Genomic DNA, 22,455 nt, shown 5'->3' on the forward strand with positions numbered 1-22,455 from the left:
GCCCTTTCCTGCTACTGTTGAACACTGACGTTTGCAAAGCTGACTGGCTGCGATGAAACATCCAGGGCGATAGCGCCAGAAGTAAGCGTGCTGTCGGACGCCGAAATGATAAGGCTGTTGTCGCGGTACACCATGATCTGGTTACCCGCGAACTGGAGGCGGAGGGTATGCCGCGCCGTATCCATAACGATCGTCGGCGATTGTGCAAGCAGCGTCAGCCCGGCAGAGTCGATTGACCAGCCTGTAGCGCGGAACAGCTTGATGACGTTGTCTGCCGGATATTGCCAGACCGCGTAGGACGCGCCAGTAGAGAGGTTCACACGGCCACGTATGCCCCCTGGATAGTTTGAGAGGTTAGTCAAAGTGACATCTGCAGAGAAGACGTAGTCGGTCCAGGAGGAGCTACCCGCATACTGCTGCGTGTGACCGCCTCCGTTGTAATTGAAAGAATTGTTCGATACTGTCCAGTTTGAAGCGAGACCAAGTGGAGAAGCGGTCCATTGCGACGAGCCCGTACTGAAGTTATCGCTGAATAGCTTCGTCCCAAGATGAAGCGAGACTGGGAGCGTGAATGAGTTAGTCGCATTGCTTGAACTGACAGTGACGTTCGCCATTACCGTTCCCGCAGCGAGCGCGGCGCTGGACGGTGTTAGCGTCAACGTGCCCGGCGCACCCGAAGAAGCCGGCGACGGGGTGAGCCAGGAGCTGTTGCTGGTTGCGGTCCACGGCATACCGCCTGTCCCAGTGTTCTGCACTGAGACGGTAGCTGGCGGCGGTGATGAGCCGGTAGGACTGAAGAGATATAGGCTGGAAGGCGTGACGCTGATGACTGCCGTTGGCTGTGAGCTGACGCTGAAGGTCACCGGAATCTGAATCGACGCGCCGGCAGATGGACTCAGCGTAAGTGTGGCTGAATAACTCCCAGCCGCCAGGCTTGCTGCGCTCGCCGTGACCGCAATGGATGCAGGAGTGGAGGCTCCTTGCGTTGGCGAGCTGGTAAGCCAGGCCGCGTTAGAAGAGGCCGTCCAGGAAACGCTGCTCGGGGATGAGGTAAGCGTTACCGTCTGAGCGGCTGCCGTGGCGCCCGGCAAGGCGCTGAAGGCTAAGGATGTAGGCGAGGCGCTTGCCGTGGTTTGTGGAGCAACGGAATTCGTGATCGAGACGTTGCTATAAGTGACAATCTGGTTCGACGGATCCAGGGCTATGAGCCCAGAGGTATAAGTCGAGTCTGTGGACGAGAAGAGCTTCGTCCCGTCGTAATAGACCGATATCGTACTTCCAAGGAACGATAGCTTGTACGTGTGGGCGCTGGTGTCAAAGGAAAGCTGGTTGTAGCTTCCGATCAAAGTGTACCCGCTGTCGATGCTCCAGTTGACCACTCTGTAGAGATTGATCGTGTGGTCCGGTGGATAGCACCAGAGAGCATACCCGGATCCATTGGCTGGGTTAACGCGGCCCCTGATGCCGCCAGGATAATTGGAGGCCGKCAGCGTCATCGTTACGGAGAGGTCGTAGTCCGTCCATCCGGCATTGCCGGCATAGAGCGGAGCTTCGCCGCCGCCGTTATAGCGAAGAGCGCTGCCGGTTGATGACCATCCGGAAAGGCCGCCGAGAGGCGAGATCGTCCACCCACTAAGGCTTGATGTGGATATGACGATGGGCGGTGTGAGCACCTGGAATGTAACAGGAACAGATACGGACAGCACAGGATTGGTTGAGCTGACGGTAACCGTTCCACTGTAGGTGCCAGGCGATAGTGAGCCTGCAACGACTGAGACATTCAGTGTGCCGGGCGTGCCGCCGGTGGTCGGAGAGACGCTAAGCCAGGAAGCATTGCCCGAAGCGGTCCAGGTGACATTGGTACCGCTTGGATTCGTGATGGAGAGTTGTTGTGTTGTAGCCGTTGTGGTGTTGGTATTCTGGCTGAAGGACAACGAGGTCGGACTAGCGACCAGTGATGCATTGCTCGGATTAACACTAAGTGAGACTGCAACCGTCTTTGGGCTGCCCGCCGCCGTAGCTGAAGTGAAGGTGATAGTGGCACTGTAGGAACCGGCAGCCAGGCTGGAGCTATTGACGGATACCGTCACGGTGTTACTGCCCGCCGTGCCGCTCGCAGGGCTTACGCTCAACCAGGATGCATTGTCCGAAACCGTCCAGTTATAGGTGCCGGAGCCGATGTTTGAGATCGTGACGGTCTGCGATGCAGGCGACGACCCGGAAGGAGTCGCAAAGCTCAACGTGACCGGTGTGACCTGCATCGTCGCAGGCTGCGTGTTCGTGTAACTGTACGTACCACCGTTGCTGAAACCAGGAACGGCGAGAAGCGTTCCCTCGTCGTCTCCGTAGAAGACGTATGCTTTGGTTGGAATGAGGTGGCCATCGGCGTCGGTTGCGGAGCCAGTGAACTTCAGTGTAATGGACGAAGCGGTGACCGTTCCGCTGGTAAGCAGCGAGTGATTACGGGCACGAAGATAGTCACCCATGCCATCCATGTACTGGTGAATTCCTTTATTCGTTTTGAACCAGGTCGAAAGTTGAGAAATGAAACTCTGGCGGTTTGCCGTTGTCGTATATTCGAGATTGTTGCCGTCGTGGGTGTAGATCTGAACCGGCATCATGCCTGACCAGAAGTGCCACATGTAGTACTCCCATTGATTCAGGCTCTGGGCGACGGTATAGCCATTCTGTGAGCTTGGCCAGACGGCGTCAGGACGACTGAAACGGCCGCCGGATTGTCCTACCTGGGACGCGAAAGCAAAGAAGGTCTGTGCGGGCTTTCCGGCGACGCTGTGCACCACCATGTCATCTGCATAGAAGAAGGGAAATGTTTCTTCATAATCCACTGAATAGACCGGGGGTTGTTCGTAGATGCGGAACGGTCCATAGGGAATTCTCTGGGCCGTTGTCTTCGGAAAATTGAAGTAGTAGGTGCCAGGATTTTGGGGTGTTGTGATGTAGCGGATTCCGAGGCTATTCCACATCTCGTATCCGGCGTTGTCCGTGACATCCCAGTAGTGGCCTACCATCGCACGGCCAAAGGTGGGAAAGGTGTCCGTCCCGCCCTGCCCGAGCTTCCATTGCAGAGTCGAGGTTACATTCGATTGCCACTGTGCGTCGGTATTCGCAATACTCAGATTCCAGTAAAGATCCCCCCCCGAACCATAGTTCAGACCATGCGGAGTCGCATGCAGAAATCCGGAGTTGACGGCGCTGATCAACTGGGCACGCTCGCCACCGGGTGTGGACAGCGACGAGAGCTGCATGTTCAGTTGCGGGAGCCAGGGACCGCCTGTGCCATCGGAAGCGACGGTGCCGGTAAGAGTTGTGTTCCACATATCCGGAATGCGAGACATGACACCGGGTTCATTGTCGTCCAGCTGAATCGCCGCAAGGCGCGGATATCCGCGAAGCACGAAGGGCTTGCGAGCTGCCCATACCAGGCTGCGCCAGAATAGATCGTCGACACCTTCGACAAACCCGAAGCGGTCGGCGTGCAGGTAGTCATAGGTGGTGAAATCGACGATGCGCCCCTGGCCGTAGGTGCTGACCAGAATCAGAGGATCGGTTCCGAGTTGAGCCACGACCGTCCCGGTACCGCCGGTGAGAATCGTGGCATTGGAAGCAATCGTTGTTGATCCGTTGCCGTGGTAGTTGTAGGTGATGTCGCCAGCCGGGTCGCCGAGCCAGTGACGCTGGAGTGCTGCAATGTAGTGCGGCGTGGATCCACCCACCTGGACCGCCGCGGGAACGGTAATGCTTGTCTGCGCGTCACCTAACGTGGCGCCGGTAGCATGAAACATCGTCATCATATGGTTCTGCGTGCCGATCGCCTGATCGCTGTCAAGGTTCACGAACCCTGTACCGTTTGCGACCGCGGTCAGAATTGCGTTCTGCCACGCGGCACTCGGCTTCAAACCGTTATGGCCCGCAATAATCAACTGCGATGCGGTCAGATCGGTAGCCGAGGTCTGACTGATATCGACAACTTTATATGGAACCTGCAAATGGACGAGATATCTCTCGGGGCCCATTTGATAGGATCCCGGGCTTGTGCTGCTGGTGCTATAGCCGGAGGGAACAGAGGAATTCACCAGCACGACGACCGTAAGATCCTGGCTSTGCGCCACAGCATGGGATATCGAAAACAGAGCAAAAGCAAAGACCAATCCACAGAGTATGAGCAGGCGACGATGACGGAAGACCCAAACATTTGACGTGTTCATGGCAGTTCCCTTATTTCGAGTGGTCGTGACATTCGACAGCTTGCTGCGGAAATTCAGCGATATCCGTAGCCGTATTCACTGGAGAGTGAAACGTTGTTATAGATCACGAAATTCAGCCGTTCGCCAAGGTGTTCTACAGTGCGTTCCACCATCGCCCGTGGCGTACCGCGCTCACGAACGACCAGCAGCACAAGGTCGGCGCGGGGCAAGATCTCTTCAACATCGGATACCGCCAGAACAGGTGGGCCATCCATGATGACCCACGAAAATGTCTGGCGCGCCCAGCCGAGCAGGTCCTGCAGCGCCTGAGACCGCAGCAGATCTACCGGCTTCGAGGCCGGCTTATTCAGGCCTAAATAGAACAACGGAGCATCACTGAGTCTGCGTATCGCGGACAAGGCGGTGGTCTCTCCCGTAAGAACATCGACCAGGCCGGACGGCTGCGGCGTCGGAATATGGCGGTTTTGGCTTGGCCGGCGCAGGTCGAGTTCAAGCAGCAACGTGTTGTTGCCGGCCTCGGCCAATGCCCACGCGAGGTTGTAGGCATTCAGGCTTTTCCCGTCTGAGACACCTGGGCTCGTGATTAGCACTGCCCCGCCTGATGGACGGATATTGGAAAGGCGGTGTTGCATCAATCGAAACTGCTCTGAAGCAATCCCGTTAGCGTCGGTTTCGAACACAGAGACTTCGCGTGCCTGGCCATTACAGCTGGTGTCAATGCGTTTTACCCCGTCAAGCCCGGATGCGGCGTCGAAGGGCGGTTCTGTATGGCGCGCGGAGTCATGATCAGAGTCTGATGTTTGAAGTCGTGAGCTCTGGCTACGCAGATCAGTTTTAGGTTGAAGAGAAAGAGAGATCACCTTATTGGCCCCCTAATAAATAGCGTTGCGGAGCAAGTGTGCGGGACATGCCGCGTGCTTGTTCCATGCTCGGTGTGATACCAAGAAGTGGAATGCCGGGCAGGCAGTCCCGTAACTCGAGCTCCGACTTTACGGTGCTGTCCATCATTTCGCTGACAAATGCTGCGCCGATGCCGGCGATTAAGGCCAAAAAGAAGGCTCCAATAAAAAGGGGCATACGTTTCGGGCCGGCGGGCGCGTCAGGAATGCGGGCGTAGTCCAGCATGGTGAAACTGCCGCCCTGTTGCTGATGTTCCAACTGCGCTGCCATCTGGGCGGAGTAGTTCTTCTCAAGCAGGGAACGGTAGTGTTCACGTGCCGTATCGTAATCGCGCAGAAGCTGCGAGACCTCCTGCTCACGAACGGGTTCAGAATCGACCCTCGACTGATAGCGATTGATCGCCATCTGGATATTCTGTTGTTCGTTCGCCAAGCGGGCACGGTCCCGGCGGATCAGTTGCAATTGCGGATTTGAGGCTGGCTGCGGGTCAGAGGAAATCGCAGTCGGATCCATGTCGGGAGTTGCGGCAATCCTCTCGTTAAGGGCCTGTACTTCAGCCTGTTTCTGTACTACATCGGGAAAGCTGTCGGTATAGTGCTTCCGCATCTCAGAGAGCTCCGCTTGAGCGGTCTGTCTCTCGCTGATAAGTCTTTGCCGTGCGCTGGGTGCTATGCCCTGCGAACGCAATGTTGTCTCAGGCGCCATGGTGGAGGCAAGGAGCGCTTCATGGTCAAGACGGCTCTGCGCTTCGGTGTTCGATTGAAGTTCCACCTGAAGACGGGAGAGCGTCTGCATGTTTGCCTGTAACTGATCCGGCAGCTCGCCAAGGTGTCTCATCTTGTACACCCTGAGCCGTTCTTCCAGGCTGTCGAGTTGGCTTTTCGTCGTGCTGAGCTCGTTGGCAAGGAATGCAGTCGTCCCTTGAGCCTCCTGCTCACGATCATGTAGGTTCCAGGTGATGAACGAATCCGCGAGCTTGTTGGCAACCGCGGCGACTTCCTGGGCTGAGTCTCCGGTATAGCTTAACGTAAAGGCGCTCAAACCATCGGAGTTATGCTTCAACTGTATGCCAATGTTCTTCCGCATGCGCTCGATGAGTTCTTCCCGAGTGACCTTTCCGCGCAACTGGGGAAAGAGGCCGAAGTCTTCCAGAATCCTTTCGAGCCTTGAGGAACTGAGAATCTGCTGGCTCAAAGTATTCAGGCGTTCGCTTGCACCCATCGAAACGGCGCTGCTGACATACTTGTCCGAGACCCGCTGAGGGTTTACCAGGATCTGAGTTTGTGCCATGTACACATCCGGCATCTGCTCGATATACACCGCCGATCCCGCAAAGACAACGGCAAGGACGATGAGAGTCAGTCGTAAGTGGTATTTCAGCGCACTGAACAACATCGAGATGCGCTCGGAAATGGGAATATGCTCATCTGCCATGGGAACCTCCATGCTGCCTCGACCAGGTGAATGTTACGAAAAAGACCGTTCTGGCCAAATCGACCGAAGAGACGGTGCGTTGAAAATGACGTGCTGTAAATGACCATTCCGCCCATTGCGAAAGAGGACGGTGGTACTCGCCCGACAGGAAATAACCATTGATGTCGGAGCTTGTATCCGTCAAAGCTCCGCCATGGTAGCTGCTATAACCACCGTTGAATGCAGCCGTGAACCGTCTGGGATTGCCAACCTGCACTCCGCCATAGACTGAGGTCTCCCAAAGGGACCCTGCGACGGCACCATTGCCGCGTTTACGGCTTGTACCGATGTAGGCCCGGTTTCCTCGAGCGTTCTGCGCTGAAACGGCAAACTCGTATTGATAATTGCCGGTGCATTCTGCAGAACCGAAAACCGGACCACCTGAGCCTTCGACCCGCATCGCTGCGGTCATCTGGTACGTGGAGAAGGCTCCAAGCGCGGCGGTTACGCAGGTACCCGCTCCGAAGTTCTGTTGTGCAGCATCGCCTCGAACCCCGATGAGCAGGCGGCGACTCCACAATTCGCGATAAGCCGCATTTATCTCGTATTGCCGGGTGGAGGGGGCAGCCCCAAGGAAATTATGGAAGCCTGCGCTTGCGCCGAAAGATAGCGCACTTACTTCTGAAGTTTCGTGGTCGACAAGAAATGTTACGTATTGCTGAAGCGTGTCGCCGGTGATGAGTCCCGTTTGTACGCCGTTATTGTTGATTGCTGAATTTACATTAGCAAGACTGACGCTGCTTCCCGCGCGCGCCGCATCTGCGCCGTATGCATTTGCAGCGTTCAGACCCCATACGGTACGGGGGCTGGTGATCTCAGTCATGCCGATGGTTGTCCAGTGATACTGTTGCATTTTGATATCACTTGCCGGGAACTGAAGTACGGTGGCGTCGTGCGTAAGATAGCTGGAGAAGCGGTGTCCCACCGAACTGATGCCGACGTGGCCCTGTAATCCAAGGGTGTTGGACTTCAGGTCCGGTGCGTTGTTTATGGCAGTATCCCGGCCATACGAGAGCGACGCTTCGAGATCAAAATAAGGCCGTTCTTCGCGTGGCATCGCTGCGTCTACCCACGTCGGACGGATCTCTTGTTGTGTTGAGGATTGGCCATTGTCTACCCGTACGGGGTCCTGAGCCTGGGAAGACGTTTGTGTGTGCGCAGCTTGAGCAACTACACCGGCCGGGGCAGTAAGGCAGATAAGACAGAGCAAGGAAACAGGGTTGAGTACTTTCACGGGATCACCACTGTGTCGCCGGGATTGAGCTGCAGATTGTGATTCGTATCGGAACCTTGAATCAGAGACTTGTAATTCATCCAGATCCCGCTGGCTGGCCCGCCTGCACGAACTACGTGAATCTTTTTCTTGGAGGCGAATTGGTTGAGACCACCGGCCTGCGCGATTAGCTGAAGCACTGTGATCGGGGTGTTCAATGGGTAGGCTCCGGGACGTGCGATTTCTCCGGTGATGTAGACCATTCGGCTGTGTATCTCGGTTACTGTGACCGTCACACGCGGCTGTACCACCATTGACTGAAGGCGGGTCTGGATTAGGTCTTCCAACTGGGACGGTTCTTTGCCTGCGACATAAACTTCGCCGAGCAGTGGGAGTGAGATCTTGCCATCGGGACGGACAACGACCGTCTGGCTCAGATCCTTTTCTTTCCAGACCTGGATGTTGAGGACGTCTCCGCTTCCAATCGTGTACTGGGGCGTGGCAACGGCAGGGGTAGCGCGAGGGTCTGCTTTCGGCACACTCGGAGCGTTGGTCTTGCCTGCATCTGCCACGCGCTGTTGTCCGTAGCAATTTCCAGCGCAGAGAAGAGCCGAGCATGCTAGCGAGAACCAAATGGTATGAGACCTGGGCTTCATAATGGCCATCCTTCCGATGCTTGAGGAAGCAATCAAAAAGCCAAATCTGCCCTCTATTTGAGGGCGTTTCTGGCGAATATCAGGATTTGCGGAAGGATGCCTTTGGAAATGTTTGCAGGATCTTGCATACTTTCGGCTGCGCAGCTTTGGCTGTGATTGTCATCCGGTACACCTCGATCGTTTGCCGCGCGATCTGATCCCAGCCAACGTACCTGCGATGGTTATTTGCTGCTCCCATGAGAAGGTCGAGATAGATGTTTCTGCCTGCCTCCGCTCGTGGCTGTCGATGTAGGTTTGTGATGCCGTCAACCGCTTCTTCGAGTGCAGAGGAAAGCGCTGCAACGTCTCCCGGAGGCACCAGCAGAGCGTTCTGGTTTGGTTCCAGATACTCCCGGAATGGCGGCAGGTCGGAGGCGATAATTGGCTTCCGGTAGCACAAGCCTGTCAGCAAAGCGCCGCTGGTCGTTATCGATCGATAGGGATACACCAGCAGGTCGGCAGCCTGGTAGTAGGAGGGCAGTCGGCTTGTGGGGATGTAGTGAATGTCAGCCCGCACGGTGTCCGGGAGGGAAGCGGCTGCTGCTTGAACCTCGGCCTCAACGTCTGAGGAACCCGTTCCTGCGATGACCAGCAGGGGCATAACCATCGATCGATTTTTCCATCGAGGCACGTTGGCCGTCCACGCCTGGAGCAGCAGGTCTAATCCTTTATAGGACGCCATGACGCCCTGCCAGAGAACAATCGGGCGGTCTTGAGGAAGGTTCAGCGTTGCACGGGCGTCGCTGGGACTCCTATGATCTGCGGATTCAAAGAGGGGCCCATGCGGTATGACAGAGATGAAGATGGAAGGTATGTCGAATCGAGCCCCCAGGGCATCTGCGATATCCCGCGAGTGACAGATCAGGTGATCCACACTGCGATAGAGGCGGCCGAAGATGTTTTCCAGGCGATTCCCAGTGTCGTGCGGAAGCAGGTTATGAACGGTGTGCACAACCGGGATGTGGCATCTCCGGGCGGCTCCGAGCAGCTCAAAGTCGCTACCGATGTTGTGGTTTAACAGAGGGAGCTGCTGCAGGTGGATAATGTCGGGGCGCTTTGAGGGAGTACTCTCCAGTGTTCTTGCGAGTGCAATGGAATTCGAGATGGCAGCTGCGCAGCGCATGACACGCCGCAGTGATGATGGCCAGCCATTTGCCAGATTGTCGAAATGAAAAGGACCCGGATCAGGAGAGAGACTCACCTGGGAAAAATACTCAGGCTCACGAGAGACGCTGGCACTCAGCAGCCGCAGGGAGACATTCGCTGAAGCAAGGGCGCGGGCTAGCGAGGCTGTATACCAGGGGGTAAAACACAACGGATCACTCAGCCATACACGCAAGGATGAGCCCTCCGGTTGCGTGCCTCCTGTCGCCTTATGCGATGTTGCGATCGGTACCACGCCCATAATATGCGCCTGCTTTCTCCGAAGGGCTAGTTCTCACCAGGAGATGACGCTTTGCCATCGCTTCCTTGTACGTCATGAGATAGCCGTCGAGCATGACCGAAACGTCGAAACACGCGGCAGCCTTTTCTGCCGCGCGAGCCGCCAATTCTTGTTGCTTCTCCGGTGAAGAAAGCAGCCTCAGAATGGCGTCTGCCAGCATATCCGGATTATTGGGCGGTACAAGCAGGCCTGCCTTGCCGTCTTCCAGCAAACGAGGAATTTCGCCGACTGCCGAGGCTATGATGGGTTTTTCAGAAGCCATCGCCTCCAGTACTGCCAGAGGCATCGCTTCGATTCTCGATGGCTGGATGACAAGTGTGCAACGCGACAAAAAACGAGCGGTGTCGTCACAGAACCCAGGTAGGTGAAGAGCGTGAGAGACGCAGAGCTCGGCCGCTAACGCGAGAATGCGCTCCCGTTCGGGACCTTCTCCCGCAACGACGCACTGCAGTTCGGGATAGGCCGCCAATAGTTTGGGAAGGGCCCAAACCAGAACATCGACCCCCTTTTCTTTCGAAAGTCTCGAAAGGCAACCGAGAATAATACGCCCAGACCGGTTGGGCGTTTGCGATGCGGCCTTGTATGTAGCGACCTCAATGCCATTGGGGATCTGCCGTATGCGCCGCCCGGGCACACCGGCACGTCGCAGATTCGACAGGACTCCGTGCGATACGGCTGCCACACGGTCAAAGTGACGGAGGAGAAACCGGTCGAGCGTAGCGTATTGCCGAAGGGATGCGGTCCGGTTGGTCCAGTTGTGACAGGTTGCAACAAGCGCGCAGCCTGCGAGACGGGCAGCCACCAGCCCATAGATATTCGCTTTATAGCCATGGGTGTGCAGCACTTCGATATGGTTCATCCGGAGCCATCTGGCCAGAAGCACAATGGTCCTAAGGCTCCACCTTCCTTTGCAGGCGAGATTGAGTACCGGCAGATTCTGACGTTCAGCCTCCTGGACAAAACGCGAACAGGATGCACTTGAGCCATTGAAGACGCCGATATAGACCTCAGCTCCGGCGCGTTGAAGAGCGGCCGAGAGGAGGCAGATCATTCTTTCCGTGCCGTAGAAGCCGGAACTTGAGACAAGTTGAAGAACCCGCATACACTACACCCCACATCGTTCAGCCTGGCATCGCACGGAAGAGGGAAGACCAGATTTGTTGATAGCCCCTGTCTCCGATCATGCGTTTAGCAAGTTGACGAAACCGATACATACCGCGAAGCCGGCTGACAGCGAAAAGATCGCCTTCAAGGTAGGCGGCAATTGTGCGGAGTGAGGTCTTACGGCGTACCGCAAATCTTCCAATAACCGCAGGAAGCCGTATGCTGTTCTCGACCGTAGCTGTACGGTACATGCCAGGCTCCGAGGTATAGACTTCTTCGTATCCCGCCACGGCGCAGGCACGAATCACAGTGTCATTCCAACGCCCGCCAGGCATTGAAATCGATGTGACAGCCTGGCCGATCTTGGCTTCGAGGGTCAGTCTGGAACTGCGAACCTCCTGTTCTAACTGGGAGGGGTTGCAGGCCGATAAAAAGATGTGAGTGGCACCGTGGGAGCCGATCCGATGCCCCTGGTCGGCGATCGACCGTACATCGTTCCAAGTGACATATCCGTGCTTCGATCCCACCCAGGCCGTAGGAATGAAGAAATGTCCCTGTGCGCCGAGCTCATTCAGAATGGGAACCGCCCATCGCATATGCGACACATGGCCGTCGTCAAACGTAATATACGCCGATTGTTTGACCGGTTCAGCTTCATGGGCGGCAGCCCACATATGGCTCATGAAGGTATCCGGAGAGATGCAATAGACATCCGCCGAATTCTGGTCGTCGATCTCGTGATAGGCCAGGACGTGCGGAACGATGGTGGATGAAAGGTTCATAGGGAACTGTCTTCTGTGCCTTGATGGAGCATCTGTGTCTTTGTCGGCACAGGGATCTGGCTCCGTTTGGCACGCTGGATTACCTCAGAGATGAGGAACAGACATCCGGAAATCAAAAGAAGTGAGATCACCGGGCGGCCAAGCAATAGGTGATCGATTGCTTGGAGAATGGCCTCGATGGAGATCATGGAGATATGCATAGTGGGACACCTACCGTGCGAAAGCGGGCCTGAGCGCCTCTTCCGTCCCTTTCGGCGCTAAGGTCTCGACCTGCTGCTGCAACGGGATATCTTTCATGAGTTCGTCGCATGTAGCCTGGGCGATGGACGTCATCGCGTTATTGTTGAGCGTGTCATTCAGTATCTGAGAGGTATTGGCAACATAGACGCCGGCGACCGGCGTCCGTGCCGGAGGCAGAATCTCGGAATACCCTAGCGTCGGCACGGGTTGAACGACCCGCTCGCGGAAGACAAAACGATGCTCAATGTCCGCTTCCGTAAGGTCGGGGTGCATCCGCGAAAGATCGGTCCAGACGTGCTGCCAGACTGCATCGTCGGAGGCCTCGAATAAGGTATCGTCGGGAGCAGCGTAGCGGGGCAGATACACGAGATGGCGGTTGTTGGTCTCCTGCGCGGGATCGATCAGGTTCGTCATTTCGATGACGCCCGTGAAGCCGATCTTTTCTGTCACGTTCGTTACATAGAACGGGCTCAGACGCCTTTTCAAAACCAGAACAACGCAGATAATCCCGAGGTACATTACCTGCCCCAGGCGGGCTTTGTAAGCGGCATCGTCCGTGTCGAGCAAATCGGCGATGACTCTGTTCGGCGCGGTTAGAATGGCGCCGTCAAAGTACATATCTTTATGGCAGGCTTTGACGCGGATATGTCCTTCCTGCGTAGGGTTATTCGAGGAGATACACCGGATCTTCACTCCGGTGTTGGTCGAGCCTCCAAGTGACACAACGACCTGCTGCAGTCTGTGAAAAACAGTGCTATATCCCCCGCGAACATAGCCGAGCTGCTCCTGTTGCCCCGGACCACGCTGCCGTGTCGATGCAAGCCGGACGAGCGTACCCCAGAGGAATGCCGCCGATGCATACCTGCGTAGTTCGCCGAGCTTACAGCGGAAGAGCGGCTCCCATATTTGCTCGTATACCTTCCTGCCGAAGATATGGCGGGTCCATTGAGACAAAGGAATGGATTCCAGAGCAAGGCCGTCTTTGATCTTTGTCACATATAGAGTCATCAGCGCCAGGCGGAGCTTGGATGCGAGTGAGAGATGACGATAACGGAGTAGATCCATCGGGCTGGTCATCTTGTGCAGGGCGCCCTGGGAGAACAGACCGACTTCAGTCTTGGTCCACTGGAGTTGATCACTCAGCTCCAGGTCGGTGAGAAGACCCAGCAAGGCTTTATCCGACGTAAGGATGCAGTGATAAAACCTGTCCCAACGGAATGGGCCGAAATTGTGGGTGCTGGTCAGGCCGCCCAGGTCCGACCGGCTTTCCAGGATCGTTACTTTGTATCCGGCGCGCAGCAGGCGGAAGGCGCATACCATGCCTGTAAAACCGCCGCCCACAACAGCGATATGGGAAGGTCGCAATGTGCCTTGTTGCATGTCAGATACTCCCCGCGACGAGTGCGGCGCCGCATGTAATAAGTCCAATTGCCAGCCAGTGCGATCGGGATACATGTTCGTCCAGCAGAAGGGCTGCCAGGCTTGTTACCAGAACATATCCCAGGCTGAGGAGGGGATAAGCGTATGAAATATCCAGATGGCGCAGCGCGATGAGCCAGCACACGGTTGCCAGTCCAAACAAAATGATCCAGAGACCGACCCATGGGATGGCGACAAAGCGGCCCGCCTTCTGTTTCTTGGCAAGGGTGTTCGTCAGATGCTTGAGGGTAATCTGTGCAAACGACCCCGAGGTGATACTTGCGGCGAGTATTCCCCACGAATATGCCAGCGATGGCGTGGTATCGGCATTCATCTGACCATTCCCCTATCGGTTTTGGAAAGCAATGCAATGCCAACCGCCATGACGGTAATACCGGTCCAGCGCCTGGGCCCCATCGATTCGTGCAGAAGATAGTGGCCCAAAAATCCCAGCAAAATGTAGTTAACGGCAGCGAGAGGGTAGAGGTAACTAATGTTCTTTTGCGCGACTGCGGCAAACCAGAGCAGCGTTCCAACTCCGTAGACACAAAGCCCGATCAACACCCCCCATGGGAGACTCAGTGGCCAGTGGAGGGCCAATAGACCAAATCTACCTTTCCCCAAAAGGCCGACTTTGATCAGTATCTGCCCGGCCGCAGCCATGGCCACTGAGCCTCCCACCAACATCTCTGTCTTGTAGCGAATCGTTCGCATGAAGATCCTGTTTTTTTAACTGGTCTAGGAATGCGCGACTACCGGCATGGCCGGGACCATCGGTAGGCTCGGCGTCCACTGCCGGTTAATGGTTTGTGGTGGGTGGAGTGTTTTGGAAACGCTGCCCGAGTGAAGCGATACAGGCAGGCCGTCCATTTCCAGGGATTTTTGAGCCGCTTCCAGAATGCGGACGACACGTAGACCGTCCTGAGAGTCGCTCCTTGGGGTGATGCGCTTCTCGACACAGTTAATAAAATGCTGGAACTCAAGTTTGAGCGGCTCGGTCGTGATCAGATGTGGTATCTGAATGTCGCCGAAACGCACCTGGATCGCTTCGCCGTATGAGCATGTAGCTGGGCTCTGTGCACCGCTGTCATAGATCCGAAGTTTCTCGGAAGCTGCCGCGTCGTCGAAGACCAGCATCTTCTTGCTGCCTACGACGGTCGTGCTGCGCATCTTGTGCGGGTCGAGCCATGAGATGTGGATATGCGCCATCCGGCGATTCGCGAAGAACAGGCTGAGGAAGACGACATCTTCAATGCCGTCCTGGATAAATGACTGTCCCCTGGCGCTCACATCGACCGGATCCTCGCCGAGTATGTAGAGAATCTGCGAGAGATCGTGTGGCGCAAAGCTCCAGAGGGCGTTTTCATCGCCACGAATGCGGCCGAGATTTACCCGCTGTGTATAGATGTAGTAGATCTCCCCCAAATCGCCGGACTGGATGATCTCGCGGATACGATTGACGGCGGGATGGTATTCGAGAAGATGCCCAACCATAAGGATCCGTCTCCTCGCCGCCGCCAAGGCCGATAGCTCCTCGGCATCTCGGACATTCAGGGTGAAGGGCTTCTCTACGAAAACATCTTTGTCGGCAAGAAGCGCCTTCTTCGCGAGGCTGTAATGGGTCGTAGCTGGAGAACTGATGACCACAGCCTCGATCTCGGGGTGTTGCGCGAGCATTTCATCAAGTGATGCAACGGTTTGCACATTCCAGTTGCGTTGCGCCATCGAGCAGCGGCCCTCGTTCAGATCGCTGCAGATCACCAGGTCGCACTCGGGCATTTCATAGAGGCACCGGGCAACGTTACAGCCCCAGGCGCCCAGACCCACAACTCCTACCTTCAATCGAGCTCCCATATCGTGCATGTCTCCTTGTATGAACTGCATGCAGACACAGGAGCAATCTCTATGCCAATTCGGATCGCACCTTAGAGGGAGCAGAAGCCTGCCATTTGCACCCGAAAATGGCAGGTTACGCGCAACTCTTTGCATACTTTTCCCCTCTTTGGCCGGGTATCCGGGACCCCAAAAGAGGGGCACGATAGCGCAAATAAGCAGTTACAGAGTGGCGCTCCAGCAATATCGCTAAGTTGGGCCAGAGGATTTGGCATATCCCGTGCAATCTTCGCGGCATGAACTTAGTAACCGTCTCCACGCAAACTCGTCAAGCGGAGCGTCAGCTCGAAAAGCTCCAAGCGAAGACCGCAAAGGTCGGTGTTATCGGCCTTGGATATGTTGGTCTCCCCCTGTCCCTTCTTCTATCGGAAGCGGGCTTTACAGTGCAGGGCTTCGATATTGACGCCCGCAAAGTGGAACAGTTGGAAGATGGGAAGAGCTATATCTTCCGCATTCCGGCGACGGAAATTGAAATGGCCCGTTCACGCGGGTTCCGTGCGACGACCGATTTCAGCAAAATCAGCGAACAGGATGCCATCATCATGTGCGTCCCCACGCCGCTGACGGATCATCGGGATCCTGACCTCTCGTTCATTCAAAAGACAGCAGAATCCATCGCCCCATGGCTGGTCCGGGGCCAATTGGTCGTTCTGGAGAGTACGACTTATCCGGGCACAACCGAAGAGGTGCTGATCCCCATCCTGGACCGTGGCTGCCCCGAAGGCCTTCAGGCCTATGAGCGGGGTATGGATGTAGACGCGAATGTCTTCTATGTTGCGTTCTCGCCTGAACGTGAGGATCCGGGCAATAACACTGTGGCTCGCCGCGATATCCCGAAGGTTATCGGCGGGCATGGCGCAGTTGCCGGAAAGCTGGCAGGCGCGCTCTATGGGAATATTTTTGGCCGCACAGTTGCGGTCTCATCGACGCAGGCGGCAGAGATGACCAAGCTGCTTGAAAACATTTACCGGTGCGTAAACATCGCGATGGTAAACGAACTCAAGCTGCTCTCACTCCGGATGGGAATCGACATCTGGGAGGTCATCGATGCCGCCGCGACCAAACCGTTCGGTTTCCAGCCGTTCTATCCCGGTCCTGGTCTGGGTGGTCACTGTATCCCAATCGATCCCTTCTATCTGAGCTGGAAGGCCCGGGAGTGGAACTTCCACACCCGCTTTATCGAGCTGGCCGGCGAGATCAACGAGGGAATGCCTCGTCACGTGGTGCACTCGGTCTCAGAGGCTCTTAACACGCACCGCAAATCGATGAACGGGGCAAAGGTCCTGGTTCTCGGTGTCGCTTACAAGAAAGATATCGACGACCTGCGTGAGTCTCCGTCGCTCGAGATTATCGAGATGCTGCAGGAAGAGAAGGCAAGCGTCGACTATAACGATCCATACTTCCCAACTGTTGGCCGGGGACGGCATTACGACCTGGGCATGACATGTACTCCCCTGGATCGTCTGGCTGACTACGACTGCGTCGTTATTGCCACTGATCACTCTGACTATGACTACGAGGCGATCGTGCGCGATTCACAACTTGTTGTGGACACGCGCAACGCCACCCGCGGAATCGTGTCTTCCAAGATCGTTCGTTGCTAAACAAGGTGCCTCGGGGATAGACAAGGAGAGATTGAATGCATGACACGCGACATAGCCCTAGCCGTCCTCGAGTTGCTGTAGTCATACCTGTTTGCAATGAGCAGGAATCACTGCAGGTGCTCAGGATCCGGCTCGCGGAGTTACAGCGGAGTCTGCAGGATCGCTACATCACCTTTTACCTGTTTATCGACGACGGAAGTACGGACCGTACCGTGGCGCTTCTGCCACGGACGGCACCGTACGGGACCTCTTACAAAGTGGTTTCACACCCCAACAATCTCGGTGTCGGCGCCGCATTCCGCACCGGATTTGAGATCGCAGCAAGCGCGGACATCATCTGCACCCTGGATGCGGATTGCAGCTACCGCGCGGACCACCTTGCCCAGATGGTTCATTTGATCGTGGAGGGGAAGGCGGATGTGGTTGTGGCATCTCCGTATCACCCTCAAGGCTCCGTCGAGGGTGTCTCGCCGTGGCGGTATGCTCTCAGCCGCTATTGTTCGCGGCTCTATCGCTCGATCTCGCCGGTCAAGCTCTACACCTATACAAGCATGTTCCGCGCATATCGGGGTTCTTTCATCAGGCGAGCACATTTCCGGAGCAACGGATTTGTCTCTACAGTGGAGATCTTGATGAATGCATCCTATCTTGGCTATCGGATCCACGAGGTGCCAATGGCGCTGCATCGACGTACTACCGGATGCAGCAAAATGCGGATTCTTCGCACAGTCAAAGACCACTTGAAACTGGCTCTGGATTGCATCTTCGCCGGAAACAATGGATATCCGTCCTTCTGCACGCCCGAGGCAAAGCAGGACGGGCAGGAGAAGAGGGAGGATGTAGGGCGAGTGATGAAGATTGTTGGAAGCCGTTAGTCTACGCACGTCCGGCAGGATCATTCTTGCTCCGCCGGAAAGATAGAAGGTCCTATGAGTTTTGAATTTGTCGCATCTGAAAATGCTCTTCTCCTGGAGCAGGAAAGAAATAGAAGATATCCCAACGTGCATTTCGGCAGGAATGTAGTCGTGGGCCAGAACGTCAGTATTGGGGAAGGCACGGTAATCGGGAATCATGTAGTACTTCATGATCACGCCACCATTGGTAAGGACGTCCGGATCGACGACGGGGCCATCATTGGCAAGAAGCCTTTGAAATCAAAAGCCAGCGCTATGACCGGAACCAAGGAGCTGGGGCCGGCTTTTCTAGGCAACGGCTGCCTGGTTGGCAGCAACGCTGTGATCTATTCAGGGGCAATTGTCGAAGATGGAGTTCTGATCGCTGACTTTGCCAGCGTGCGTGAAGACACGGCTATCGGCGAGCTCAGCATCATTGGCAGGGGTGTCGCCATTGAAAACCAGGTCAGGGTAGGGCGATGCTGCAAGATCGAAACCGGGGCCTATATCACTGCGAAATCCGCAATTGGAGACCAGTGCTTTGTCGCTCCCGAGGTGACCTTTACCAATGACAATTTTGTCGGACGCACGCAGGAGAGGTTCGAACACTTCGGCGGAGTAACCATGCAGAAAGGCTCCCGCGTTGCCGCGAACGCTACGATTCTGCCTGGAGTGTTGATCGGAGAAGATGCTCTGGTTGCAGCGGGATCCGTGGTAACGCGCGATGTTCCGGCGCGCATGGTTGTTATGGGGGCTCCGGCAAGAGTTGTCCGCCCGGTCGATATTGACCAATTGTTGCCGTACGAAAGCGAGACCAAGCCGGGAGAAACTCCGTGAAGATACTTTCCATCGGTGGAACGCGGCCGCAATTCGTGAAGATGGCAGTCCTTGTAAAAGCGATCGAAGAGTATAACCGCGAACACCAGGGTGCAATAGAACACAGGCTGCTGCATACAGGACAGCACAGCGACCCGATGATGTCATCGGTATTTTTTCAGGAACTCGGGCTACCGAAGCCGAGATTGCTGGAGACGGTCAGGATGGGGACACCCGGAATTCAGACTGCGCTTATGCTTGCCGGAGTTGAGGCTGAATTATTGGAGTGGATGCCGGACGCCGTGATCGCGTATGGCGATACAAATTCGACCCTTGCATCTGTGCTGGCGGCAGCGAAGCTTCACGTTCCCGTGATTCATCTTGAGGCTGGGCTGCGCAGCTTCAATCGGATGATGCAGGAAGAACTAAACCGAATCGTTGCGGACCATATCTCGGACCTCCTGCTATGCCCGACGCCCAATGCAGTAAAGCAGTTGGAGCTGGAGGGGCTCGGTGAGCGAGCAGTATTCGTGGGAGACGTAATGCTTGATGCTGTCAGCCTCTTCGGCAGGGATGGACAGTCTGCCATACAGCGCGAGCTCCACTTAGGAACCCAGGAATATGCTCTCGTTACCATTCATCGAGCCGAAGCGACCGATGAGCCCGAACGGCTCAACGGCATTCTTGAGGCTTTAAAGAAGATGGATGTCCCCATCATTTTCCCGATGCATCCGCGGCTGCGGAAGCGCCTGCTTGGAACGAGCAACTCTGATCTGTTTCTTGTGGATCATGTGCATGTTATCGAGCCGGTCGGATACCTGGACATGCTGGCTCTACAGCGAAATGCCAGGTTCATCATGACCGATTCCGGCGGCCTGCAGAAAGAGGCCTACTTCATGGGGGTACCGTGCCTCACGCTCCGGGAAGAAACCGAGTGGATCGAGACGCTGCACGGGGGATGGAACATATTGGTCGGCAACGAGACGGGAAAGATCCTGGATGGAGCTCGCCGTCTGGCACGCTTCGGACGCAACAGCATTCAGGAGCCCAGGGATCTGGTCGAGTTCGGTGAAGGCCATGCAGGAGAACGTAGTATTGGTCGAATTATGGAAATGGTGAGGGCTGCATGACAAAACGTGTACTTATTACTGGGGCTGCCGGCTTCCTGGGATCGCATGTAACCGATCTGATGCTTGCAAAAGGTTACGACGTCGTAGCTGTCGACGATATGTCGCACGGGAACTCAGCAAACCTTGAGTCAGCGAAGCAATGTCCTGGGTTTGAATTTCACTCCGCGGATGTATGCGATTACGACGCCTTGCGGCAGGCAGCGGGGAAGGTCGATATTGTTCTTCATCTGGCGGCATATAAGATCCCGCGCTACGAAAATCCGAAGAAGACGCTGATGGTGAACTTCCACGGGACGCACAATGCGTTGCAGATCGCCGTCGAGAACAATGCTCGCTTTGTGATCACATCGACCTCGGACGTATATGGCAAAAATCCCACGGTGCCTTTCTCCGAGGATGCGGACTCCGTTCTCGGTCCCGCTACGGTGGCGAGGTGGGCGTATGCGGCTTCGAAGATGTTCGATGAACACCTCGTGCTTGCCATGGCGGAAGAAGCAGGAATCAATGCGACCGTTCTGAGGATATTTGGTTCGTATGGGCCACGTCAGAACCTGAGCTGGTGGGGAGGCCCGCAGGCTGTCTTCATCAGCGCTATCCTGCGGGAGGAGGTCATACCCATCCATGGCGATGGCCTGCAGACGCGATCCTTTACGTTTGTTCAGGACACGGCGCGTGGCATCGTAGCTGCAGCCGAATCCCAGAATGCCAATCGCGAAATCGTCAACATCGGGGACAATACTGAGATCTCAATCCTGGAATTGGCACACAGCATTCATCGCTTGAGTGGAAAAGAGGGAGCGCTACGTATTACATTCGTCCCTTACAACGAGATAGCAGGACGTAAGTACGAGGATGTCCGCCGTCGAGTTCCGGATATCCGGAAGGCAGAACGACTGTTTGGCTTCCGCGCGGAGGTGCCACTCGAGATCGGTCTTATGAAGACAATCGCATGGCAGAAGGAACAACTTCAGGCGAGTGGAAGCCTTAAGGCCGCGCTGGTCTAGAGCCCATGTGGGCTCTAATTCCTATCTAACCTGACTCCATAAGCGTCCCCCCGGCGAACAAACTTCGCGGGGGCAGACGCGCTCTATGCTAACTCAGGCTACCGCCCCAGGTCTCCAGCAGCCCTCTGATAGGACAAACATAATGGGCTTTAGCCCTGCGCCTTCCCTTTATGAGGAAAGCCCAGCGCTAAAGCCCAATCTTCGCGAAGCTGATTGCTATGGTACCCCGGTCTCCGGTGCTCCTTAGTGACCCGTTGAAAACCGCATTGGTGCTCTAGCTTCCTTCAAGTGATACTGGTCGATTTTGTAAAGCAAGGTGCGATAGCTGATGCGAAGCGCGGCAGCGGCGTGCCTGCGATTCCAGCGAGCTGCCTCCAGTGCCTGCTGTATCAGCCGGCTTTCGGTCTGGTCCTTGAAGTTCCGGACGATGGAGCGCATATGGGTCACGCTGGCATCGGGTTCTCCTTCAACCGTCGGGCAGACCTGCTCCGTGATGGTGGCACGGCCCATTACCTTGCTCTCGATATCGGCGACGGAGGCATCGCTACCCTTGAGGATCTGGATGCGTATGACGGCATTGGACAGCTCCCTCAGGTTTCCAGGCCAGTGGTATTCCTGCAGCAACGAGACGATGCGTGGTGAGATATAGACCGGGTCCTGCTGGAACTGAGCGGCCTGCCGCTTAACCATCTGTTCCACCAGGAACGGAATCTCCTCCCGCCGTTCGCGCAACGGAGGAATATTGATCGTGAAGGCGCTGATGCGATAGTAGAGGTCTTCGCGAAAGAGCTTATCCGTGATGGCATTCTCGATGTTAACGTTCGTGGCAGCAATCACCCGGACATCGGCGGTTGAGACAGTCCGTGCACCGAGACGGGAGTAACGGCCGTCCTGCAGGACGTGAAGCAACTTAGCCTGCATCGGAGCGCTCATCTCGCCGATTTCGTCCAGCAGGAGGGTTCCCCGATCGGCCAGCTCGAACTTACCGGGTTTCGCCTTGACGGCCCCGGTAAAGGCGCCCGCCTCATAGCCGAAGAGCTCGCTTTCAAGCAGGTCCGGGGGAAGGGCGGCGCAATTGACAGAGCTGAAGGTATGCGACGAGCGGCGAGAGTGCTTGTGAAGGAGATTGGCAACGACATCCTTGCCAACGCCGCTCTCCCCGAGGATAAGTACAGGGACATCAACGGCAGCAAGCAGGCGAATGTTCTCGTAAATTCGCATCATGGCCGGCGAGGCTGCAAGAAAGTAGCGGTTATGGCCTATCTCCTCCAGATGATAGCGCCCGGAAGTTGACCGGACGTCATGATCCGCCTCGCGAGTAACTGCAAACTCCTCCGCCAACTGGGAGAGTTCCGTAAGCATCTCTTCGAGCTCAGGGCGTTGAACCGGGGCTTTGAGGAAGTGGTGAATCCCAAGCGTCTCTGCATCCTGAACCCACGGGCTCAGACCCAGGGGGGGCGCCAGCCAAATGCGATGCGCACCCACCTGCTGACTAAGTCTCGACAACGAAGTCTCATCTCTGGGAGGACGTGCGGAAACGTCCAAAATGACAGCATCGAAATGGCGTGTCTGGCAAGCCGCCAAGGCTTCTTTCAGGGATTCGAAGACCTCAACAAGAT

General features: G+C 56.0%; 18 protein-coding genes. 5 read left to right on the forward strand and 13 right to left on the reverse strand.

Annotated elements, in window-relative coordinates; translation table 11 throughout:
- Window positions 1–11: 11 nt before the first annotated feature.
- The 12 genes from AB4Y89_RS00995 to AB4Y89_RS01050 all read right to left on the reverse strand — a co-directional run bounded on the left by AB4Y89_RS00995 (window position 12) and on the right by AB4Y89_RS01050 (window position 15,359).
- Window positions 12–4,226: a BACON domain-containing protein gene (locus AB4Y89_RS00995; RefSeq protein ID WP_442299047.1), complete on the reverse strand. Its 4,215-nt coding sequence runs from the start codon at window positions 4,224–4,226 to the stop codon at window positions 12–14.
- Window positions 4,227–4,279: 53 nt separating this feature from the next.
- Window positions 4,280–4,858 carry a tyrosine-protein kinase family protein gene (locus AB4Y89_RS01000; RefSeq protein ID WP_442299048.1) on the reverse strand — a complete coding sequence of 193 codons (579 nt, stop codon included), beginning with the start codon at window positions 4,856–4,858 and terminating at the stop codon, window positions 4,280–4,282.
- A gap of 229 nt (window positions 4,859–5,087) precedes the next feature.
- Complete coding sequence (locus AB4Y89_RS01005) at window positions 5,088–6,560, reverse strand: GumC family protein (protein WP_442299049.1); 1,473 nt, start codon at window positions 6,558–6,560, stop codon at window positions 5,088–5,090.
- Window positions 6,550–7,656 carry a hypothetical protein gene (locus AB4Y89_RS01010; RefSeq protein ID WP_442299050.1) on the reverse strand — a complete coding sequence of 369 codons (1,107 nt, stop codon included), beginning with the start codon at window positions 7,654–7,656 and terminating at the stop codon, window positions 6,550–6,552. The genes AB4Y89_RS01005 and AB4Y89_RS01010 overlap by 11 nt, the downstream gene beginning before the upstream one ends.
- Window positions 7,657–7,829: 173 nt before the next feature.
- A complete protein-coding gene (locus AB4Y89_RS01015; protein ID WP_442299051.1) occupies window positions 7,830–8,384 on the reverse strand; it encodes a polysaccharide biosynthesis/export family protein in 555 nt (184 codons plus the stop codon).
- 163 nt (window positions 8,385–8,547) lie between these two features.
- Window positions 8,548–9,912 (reverse strand): glycosyltransferase family 4 protein, encoded by a 1,365-nt coding sequence (locus tag AB4Y89_RS01020; RefSeq protein WP_442299052.1) that lies wholly within the window; start codon window positions 9,910–9,912, stop codon window positions 8,548–8,550.
- Complete coding sequence (locus tag AB4Y89_RS01025) at window positions 9,881–11,002, reverse strand: glycosyltransferase family 4 protein (RefSeq protein WP_442299053.1); 1,122 nt, start codon at window positions 11,000–11,002, stop codon at window positions 9,881–9,883. Before AB4Y89_RS01025 ends, AB4Y89_RS01020 begins: the two co-directional genes overlap by 32 nt.
- A 70-nt stretch (window positions 11,003–11,072) precedes the next feature.
- On the reverse strand, window positions 11,073–11,837 hold the full coding sequence (locus AB4Y89_RS01030) for a polysaccharide deacetylase family protein (protein WP_442299054.1): 765 nt from the start codon (window positions 11,835–11,837) through the stop codon (window positions 11,073–11,075).
- A gap of 210 nt (window positions 11,838–12,047) precedes the next feature.
- On the reverse strand, window positions 12,048–13,457 hold the full coding sequence (locus AB4Y89_RS01035) for an NAD(P)/FAD-dependent oxidoreductase (RefSeq protein ID WP_442299055.1): 1,410 nt from the start codon (window positions 13,455–13,457) through the stop codon (window positions 12,048–12,050).
- A 1-nt stretch (window position 13,458) separates the two neighbouring features.
- On the reverse strand, window positions 13,459–13,830 hold the full coding sequence (locus AB4Y89_RS01040; RefSeq protein WP_442299056.1) for an SMR family transporter: 372 nt from the start codon (window positions 13,828–13,830) through the stop codon (window positions 13,459–13,461).
- On the reverse strand, window positions 13,827–14,210 hold the full coding sequence (locus AB4Y89_RS01045) for an EamA family transporter (RefSeq protein ID WP_442299057.1): 384 nt from the start codon (window positions 14,208–14,210) through the stop codon (window positions 13,827–13,829). The genes AB4Y89_RS01040 and AB4Y89_RS01045 overlap by 4 nt, the downstream gene beginning before the upstream one ends.
- Window positions 14,211–14,234: 24 nt before the next feature.
- Window positions 14,235–15,359 (reverse strand): Gfo/Idh/MocA family protein, encoded by a 1,125-nt coding sequence (locus AB4Y89_RS01050; RefSeq protein ID WP_442299058.1) that lies wholly within the window; start codon window positions 15,357–15,359, stop codon window positions 14,235–14,237.
- Window positions 15,360–15,625: 266 nt separating this feature from the next.
- On the opposite strand from AB4Y89_RS01050, the gene AB4Y89_RS01055 reads away from it, so the two are divergent.
- From AB4Y89_RS01055 to AB4Y89_RS01075, 5 genes are read left to right on the forward strand one after another with little or no spacing between them, the layout of a single operon-like run.
- Window positions 15,626–16,993: a nucleotide sugar dehydrogenase gene (locus AB4Y89_RS01055; RefSeq protein ID WP_442299059.1), complete on the forward strand. Its 1,368-nt coding sequence runs from the start codon at window positions 15,626–15,628 to the stop codon at window positions 16,991–16,993.
- A 35-nt stretch (window positions 16,994–17,028) separates the two neighbouring features.
- A complete protein-coding gene (locus AB4Y89_RS01060; RefSeq protein ID WP_442299060.1) occupies window positions 17,029–17,868 on the forward strand; it encodes a glycosyltransferase family 2 protein in 840 nt (279 codons plus the stop codon).
- Window positions 17,869–17,922: 54 nt separating this feature from the next.
- Complete coding sequence (locus AB4Y89_RS01065) at window positions 17,923–18,723, forward strand: DapH/DapD/GlmU-related protein (protein ID WP_442299061.1); 801 nt, start codon at window positions 17,923–17,925, stop codon at window positions 18,721–18,723.
- Window positions 18,720–19,832, forward strand: coding sequence for a non-hydrolyzing UDP-N-acetylglucosamine 2-epimerase (gene wecB, locus AB4Y89_RS01070; RefSeq protein ID WP_442299062.1), 1,113 nt, complete (start codon window positions 18,720–18,722; stop codon window positions 19,830–19,832). The genes AB4Y89_RS01065 and wecB overlap by 4 nt, the downstream gene beginning before the upstream one ends.
- On the forward strand, window positions 19,829–20,836 hold the full coding sequence (locus tag AB4Y89_RS01075) for an NAD-dependent epimerase/dehydratase family protein (protein WP_442299063.1): 1,008 nt from the start codon (window positions 19,829–19,831) through the stop codon (window positions 20,834–20,836). Before wecB ends, AB4Y89_RS01075 begins: the two co-directional genes overlap by 4 nt.
- Window positions 20,837–21,079: 243 nt before the next feature.
- On the opposite strand, the gene AB4Y89_RS01080 is transcribed toward AB4Y89_RS01075, so the two are convergent.
- Entirely contained in the window at window positions 21,080–22,342 is a 1,263-nt protein-coding gene (locus AB4Y89_RS01080; RefSeq protein ID WP_442299064.1) for a sigma-54 interaction domain-containing protein, read from the reverse strand.
- Between the last annotated feature and the right edge of the window lie 113 nt (window positions 22,343–22,455).

Source organism: Terriglobus sp. 2YAB30_2, from assembly GCF_052114765.1.
Lineage (GTDB): Bacteria > Acidobacteriota > Terriglobia > Terriglobales > Acidobacteriaceae > Terriglobus.

Bases quoted from the DNA above. Each gene is read 5' to 3' on its own strand.
- AB4Y89_RS01000 (WP_442299048.1), bottom strand. From the start codon at position 4,858: ATGCAACACCGCCTTTCCAATATCCGTCCATCAGGCGGGGCAGTGCTA.
- AB4Y89_RS01005 (WP_442299049.1), bottom strand. From the start codon at position 6,560: ATGGCAGATGAGCATATTCCCATTTCCGAGCGCATCTCGATGTTGTTC.
- AB4Y89_RS01010 (WP_442299050.1), bottom strand. From the start codon at position 7,656: ATGCCACGCGAAGAACGGCCTTATTTTGATCTCGAAGCGTCGCTCTCG.
- AB4Y89_RS01020 (WP_442299052.1), bottom strand. From the start codon at position 9,912: ATGGGCGTGGTACCGATCGCAACATCGCATAAGGCGACAGGAGGCACG.
- AB4Y89_RS01025 (WP_442299053.1), bottom strand. From the start codon at position 11,002: ATGATCTGCCTCCTCTCGGCCGCTCTTCAACGCGCCGGAGCTGAGGTC.
- AB4Y89_RS01030 (WP_442299054.1), bottom strand. From the start codon at position 11,837: ATGAACCTTTCATCCACCATCGTTCCGCACGTCCTGGCCTATCACGAG.
- AB4Y89_RS01035 (WP_442299055.1), bottom strand. From the start codon at position 13,457: ATGCAACAAGGCACATTGCGACCTTCCCATATCGCTGTTGTGGGCGGC.
- AB4Y89_RS01040 (WP_442299056.1), bottom strand. From the start codon at position 13,830: ATGAATGCCGATACCACGCCATCGCTGGCATATTCGTGGGGAATACTC.
- AB4Y89_RS01045 (WP_442299057.1), bottom strand. From the start codon at position 14,210: ATGCGAACGATTCGCTACAAGACAGAGATGTTGGTGGGAGGCTCAGTG.
- AB4Y89_RS01050 (WP_442299058.1), bottom strand. From the start codon at position 15,359: ATGCACGATATGGGAGCTCGATTGAAGGTAGGAGTTGTGGGTCTGGGC.
- AB4Y89_RS01055 (WP_442299059.1), top strand. From the start codon at position 15,626: ATGAACTTAGTAACCGTCTCCACGCAAACTCGTCAAGCGGAGCGTCAG.
- AB4Y89_RS01060 (WP_442299060.1), top strand. From the start codon at position 17,029: ATGCATGACACGCGACATAGCCCTAGCCGTCCTCGAGTTGCTGTAGTC.
- AB4Y89_RS01065 (WP_442299061.1), top strand. From the start codon at position 17,923: ATGAGTTTTGAATTTGTCGCATCTGAAAATGCTCTTCTCCTGGAGCAG.
- AB4Y89_RS01075 (WP_442299063.1), top strand. From the start codon at position 19,829: ATGACAAAACGTGTACTTATTACTGGGGCTGCCGGCTTCCTGGGATCG.